This is a genomic window from Myroides sp. LoEW2-1, assembly GCF_009767705.1.
In the GTDB taxonomy this organism is placed as follows: domain Bacteria; phylum Bacteroidota; class Bacteroidia; order Flavobacteriales; family Flavobacteriaceae; genus Flavobacterium; species Flavobacterium album_A.
This window is the reverse complement of record NZ_WSPP01000191.1, coordinates 1-5,481: the sequence shown is the minus strand read 5'-3', so window position 1 is coordinate 5,481 and position 5,481 is coordinate 1. Positions and strand designations below refer to the sequence as shown.

Annotated in this window: 4 protein-coding genes; 1 reads left to right on the top strand and 3 read right to left on the bottom strand. The window is 34.2% G+C overall.

All coding sequences use genetic code 11. The annotated features are described in order from the left end of the window. Positions 1-41: 41 nt before the first annotated feature. From GOQ24_RS11610 to guaA, 3 genes are all read right to left on the bottom strand, one after another. Positions 42-269, bottom strand: a complete 228-nt coding sequence (locus GOQ24_RS11610; RefSeq protein WP_155092436.1) for a DUF3820 family protein — start codon at positions 267-269, stop codon at positions 42-44. Further along, positions 270-2,306 carry a LysM peptidoglycan-binding domain-containing protein gene (locus tag GOQ24_RS11605; protein WP_155092435.1) on the bottom strand — a complete coding sequence of 679 codons (2,037 nt, stop codon included), beginning with the start codon at positions 2,304-2,306 and terminating at the stop codon, positions 270-272. A gap of 72 nt (positions 2,307-2,378) precedes the next feature. Next, positions 2,379-3,905: a glutamine-hydrolyzing GMP synthase gene (gene guaA / locus GOQ24_RS11600; RefSeq protein WP_155092434.1), complete on the bottom strand. Its 1,527-nt coding sequence runs from the start codon at positions 3,903-3,905 to the stop codon at positions 2,379-2,381. Between the two features lie 249 nt (positions 3,906-4,154). Between guaA and gltS the strand changes: the two genes are divergently transcribed. Then, complete coding sequence (gene gltS, locus GOQ24_RS11595) at positions 4,155-5,360, top strand: sodium/glutamate symporter (RefSeq protein ID WP_155092433.1); 1,206 nt, start codon at positions 4,155-4,157, stop codon at positions 5,358-5,360. The last annotated feature ends 121 nt before the right edge of the window (positions 5,361-5,481 follow it).

The window sequence follows — 5,481 nt, the reverse complement described above, 5'->3', positions numbered from 1 at the left end:
GTCTTGATAGTATAAAAAAAAACTACTTAAAAAGTAGTTCTTTATTTTTTATAGTTACTGCGGATATTTTTTAATAACATCTCCAGACCATTGAGCTTTAACTCGTAAATCAATGCCATTTGCTCTCCTAACTTTCCTTTCGGAAACCCCTTATTGTGATACCACACAATATAATATTCAGGTAAATCGATTAAATACTTCCCTTCATATTTACCAAAGGGCATTTTAGCATGAGCAAGTTCAACTAAGTACTTTTGATTGTCGAGCATTTATTGCAATTGTTTAACTGTTAAGTCTTCTGTATACTGCAACAAATAAACTCCCGTATTGCGGATTCCTCCTTCTGGATTTTTACTATATTCAAACTTATTCTCGTTTACATGCGTTTTATACTTGAATGTGCTTTTGAATCCACCTTTTTGGAATGATCTCATAATCACATCGTACATGACATCATACCCTCTTGTCGCAAATCTACTTGGCAGTACATTATACTTTTCTTTATAGAGATTCTGAAAATTAGATTCCTCTAACGAATTGTTACTATCGCGAGTAACAGAAGGATAAGTATATTTTAAATCTATTAGACTCTGGATATCAATTTCACTATTCTCAAACACTTCACCTTTGTCAAGGGTAGCAATCTGAATATTAAAATCTTTTACTCGTCTTTTCAATTTATTCACCAACAAACTTGCTGATTCAATACTTCCAGAATCTAAAACAAACACATTGTTCTTACCTGACACTAAAGTCTTGTCAATATCATTCAATGCACTTGTATTAATCGTTTTTACATGACTGTAATACTTAGTCATAAATTCTTTGGTAGAAGTGCGTTTTGGGTCAACAATAACAGTTAGTTTCACATCTGGCTGTTTGATGAAATAATCCAACAATTCTTTTTTCAATACATCTGCATAAGGCATTGTTTGAATTAACTGATCAGAAGCAATTAACTTTTCATTCGATAGAGGCGAAACTACGACAATATCCTTATTAGGTAAATTCTGAACGGTTTGCTCTACATTAGTCTGAAAGAAAGGCCCAATAATTACATCTGTATTAGCAAAGCTTTTTGCTTTAATTAAATCAAGTATTGCAGATGAGTTCTTACTCTCATTTGAATCATACACATTTACAGTTAAAGGCAATCCTAAATCCTCTATTTTTTCAATAGCCAACTTAGCACCTAAATAAAAGTCTAACGTCATATTCAAGAAATTATCAGACGACAATTTCCCCTCTACACTCTCACCTAATCGACTTATGTTAAAAGGCAATAACAAAGCAATCTCTTTACTTTGTTTAACATAGAGTGATTCTTCAAGATTTGCAAACTCTCCAGCAAAGACAACATCCTCCTTACCTTCTTCTTCCACATCTTGAACAATACCTGCTACATTTGGCACCTTTAGCTCCATACCTACCTGCAACCCAGAACTCAATAATTCTTTATTCAATTCTACAAGCTCTGTAATAGATAAGTCGTATTCGCGAGAAATACTGTATAGCGTTTGCTTTGGTTTAACTTTTATCGTTATATACTCTGGCACTTCACCTCCTTGTGGCGCGATAGGTGTTACCTCAATTACCTCATCTTTAAATCCAAATGCAGGTACTTTGATCTTCTGACCACTTTTTAAGCCATCTTTTAACTCTGGATTCAGCTCCATTAAGCGTTGAATTGTCGTATTGTATAAAACAGCTAAACCATATAAGGTAGACTGTGGTTCAACATCGATGTATTTGTAATAAATATTAGAGATATCTTTAATCGTATCAGCAGAAGATGACATCAACTTACCGTTGTAATTAGGGGTTGACTTATCTCTACCTGTTACATCTTTTGCACGAGCAATCTGTCTTTGACGACCAACCACAATAATACTTTCAGCTTTCAGTCCCTCCTGTTTTAGAGTTGGATTCCACTGATAAAGTTGATCTACGGTCACTTTATACATTTTGCTAATACCGTACAATGTCTCTTTAGGTTGAACATAATGCGTTTTATCTTCATAATCTTGCGTTGATTTTGAAGTTGAATTAGCAATAAGTTTTGACGACTGATTATCGTTATTTAAAAATTCTTTGGTTGGGATAAGTATAAAACCTCCTTCTTTGATACCATTCTTTGCATCGGGATTATAAGTTAAAATATCCTTTACAGAAATACTGTATTCTCTGGCTATTTTACTTACAGTATCACCTTTTACAACTCTATATTGCACAAATGAACTGTCTTGTGCACTCATAGTAAATGATATCATAAATGCTGCTAATGCAGCGATAAAGTTCTTTCTCATCTTGCAATTTTTTTTAAAATAAACGAAAAGTCGCTGTACCAAAGTTACAGCGACTTATTGATATAATCTAAATTATTCCCATTCAATTGTTGCAGGTGGTTTTGAGCTTATATCATATACAACTCTATTAACCCCTTTAACTTTATTGATAATTTTATTTGAAATCTCCATTAAAAACTCATAAGGCAAATGTACCCAATCAGCTGTCATACCATCTGTAGAAGCAACAGCTCTAAGAGCTACCACTTTTTCATAAGTACGTTCATCTCCCATCACTCCTACACTATTAACAGGTAAAAGAATAGCTCCTGCTTGCCATACTTTGTCATATAACCCATGCTCTTTTAGTCCATTGATAAAGATAGCATCTACTTCTTGCAATAAACGAACTTTTTCTTGCGTTATATCTCCCAAAATACGAATCGCTAATCCAGGACCTGGGAAAGGGTGTCTTCCTAATAATTCAGGATCAATACCTAATGAAGCTCCTACTCTGCGAACCTCATCTTTAAACAACATTCTAAGAGGCTCCACAATCTTTAATTTCATAAAGTCAGGTAACCCTCCTACGTTGTGATGTGATTTAATTGTAGCAGAAGGTCCTTTCACAGAGATAGACTCAATTACGTCTGGATAAATTGTCCCTTGACCTAAGAAAGTAGCATCTTCTATCAACTTAGCTTCATCATCAAATACCTCGATAAATACACGACCGATTGCTTTTCGCTTTTGCTCTGGATCATCTAATCCTGCTAATGCATCCATAAACCTATCTGTAGCATCTACTCCTTTTACGTTCAAGCCCATTCCGTTGTATTGGTTTAATACATTTTGGAACTCGTTTTTACGCAATAGTCCATTATTTACGAAGATACAGTATAAGTTCTCTCCGATAGCTTTGTTCAATAATACAGCAGCTACAGTAGAGTCTACACCTCCTGACAATGCCAAAACTACCTTTTCGCTACCTACTTTATTTCTTAAGTCTTCAATTGTTTCTTCAACAAAAGCACTTGGTGTAAAGTCTTGCTTAACTCCTGCGATATCAACTAAGAAATTTTTAAGTAACTGAGCTCCATCTGTAGAGTGGTATACTTCAGGATGAAACTGTATAGCATAAGTATCCTCTCCTTCAATTTTATAAGCAGCATTTTTTACATCTTTAGTGCTTGCTAATAAAACTGCATTGGTAGGTAATACTTTAATTGTATCACTATGACTCATCCACACCTGGCTATTCTGAGGAATATCCTTCAAGAAACTATCATTTGCTATAAAGTCCAAGTTCGCTCTTCCATATTCTCGGGTATCTGAAGGTGCTACTTCACCACCAAAGAAATGAGCTAAATACTGTGCTCCATAACAAACAGCTAATAAAGGCATTTTTCCTTTAATATTTGACAAATCTGGATGTAACGCTTCTTCTGAGCGTACAGAGAAAGGACTACCAGATAAAATAACAGCTTTATATTCTGTTAAATCTGCTGGTAAATCATTATAAGGTAAGATTTCGCAGAAAATATTTAATTCTCGAACTCTTCGCGCAATTAACTGAGTATATTGCGATCCAAAATCTAAAATAAGTACATTGTGTTGCATGCGCAAAAATAGTTATTTAACACGTATCACAAAAACTTTCATTACTTTTTTTATATAGACTTCTACTCACTCATATTCCACCAAACAAAACTCTCATCTATTACCAATTTGTAACTATAGATACTAAACTTTTAGCAACTATGTAAAATACACCTATTATTTCTTTGATTAGAAACTTGTTTATTTATATTTGTGGAGCAGTCTTTGATATAAACATAGTCTGTATCCACAATAATAAATTACTTTTTTATGGAATTTGGTATATACGAAACCTTAATGCTTGCCTGTCTTGTTTTACTTTTAGGCCGTTTTATCGTACACAGAATAAACTTTTTTACTAAATATAATATTCCAGAGCCTGTAGTAGGGGGATTTTTAATTGCTTTAATTAGCTGGGCGATCTTTGCTATTTTCAAGATAGAATTTACTTACCACAAAGAGCTTCAAGAATCTATGATGTACGTGTTCTTTGCTACAATTGGTTTAAATGCTGACTTTGCAAAATTAATCAAAGGAGGTAAAGCCTTAATCGTCTTCTTAGTTGTAGCTGCTGTTTTTATTATTTTTCAAAATGGTTTAGGAACAGCCTTAGCCACATTACTTGGTTTAGATCCTCGATTCGGGTTGATAGCTGGCTCTATTACACTTACAGGTGGTCATGGAACGGCAATTGGCTGGGCAAAAGATTTTATGGCAAGTGGCAAACCATTGTTAGGTGCTGAAGAAATTGGAATGGCATGTGCTACTTTTGGTTTAATTTTCGGAGGAACTATTGGAGGTCCATTAGCTTACAGATTATTAAAGAAAAACAATAAAGAGGAACTAAGTCCTGAGGAAATTAGACACAGAGAAGACACACACGAAATGACGGACAAGGCCTTTCCTACTGAGAAAGTTACCTATAGATCAGTAATGTTAACCGTAACTCTTATCGCTGTTTGTTTAGTTCTTGGAAATGCACTTTCTGACTGGAATGCTCAATACAGCTTTAAGCTACCTACATTCGTTTGGTGTTTGTTTATTGGCGTGATTATTCGCAACCTTTTAGCACACATGTTTAAATTAGAGATAAACAATGAACCTGTTGATATATTAGGTAACGTAGGCCTTTCTATTTTCCTTGCATGTGCATTGATGTCGCTAAAGCTTTGGTTAATTATCGATTTAGCATTACCTATTTTATTTATCCTATTAGTCCAAGTGACAATGATGTGGTTATTTGCTTACTACATCACCTACAGAGTCATGGGAAAAGATTACGACGCCATTGTATTAAGTGCTGGTCATTGTGGTTTTGGACTTGGAGCAACTGCAACTGCTGTTGCAAACATCCAAGCCGTAACGAATCGATTTGGACCTTCCTATAAGGCTTTCTTAATTATACCTATGGTAGGAGCTTTCTTTATTGATATATTGAACGCGTTAATTTTAAATGTATTCATCACATTCTTATAAGAAGAAATAGTATAAAAATAAGAGGGTGTCCCAAAAGGTCACCCTCTTTTGTATTATATAAAACGTTACTTTTCTCTTAGATTAAAAGTTCTTGCAATTAAAACGAGTTTTAGACTTATAA

Excerpts from the sequence above, each read along its gene's own strand:
- GOQ24_RS11610 (WP_155092436.1), bottom strand. The coding sequence starts at position 269 with ATGCTCGACAATCAAAAGTACTTAGTTGAACTTGCTCATGCTAAAATG.
- GOQ24_RS11605 (WP_155092435.1), bottom strand. The coding sequence starts at position 2,306 with ATGAGAAAGAACTTTATCGCTGCATTAGCAGCATTTATGATATCATTT.
- guaA (WP_155092434.1), bottom strand. The coding sequence starts at position 3,905 with ATGCAACACAATGTACTTATTTTAGATTTTGGATCGCAATATACTCAG.
- gltS (WP_155092433.1), top strand. The coding sequence starts at position 4,155 with ATGGAATTTGGTATATACGAAACCTTAATGCTTGCCTGTCTTGTTTTA.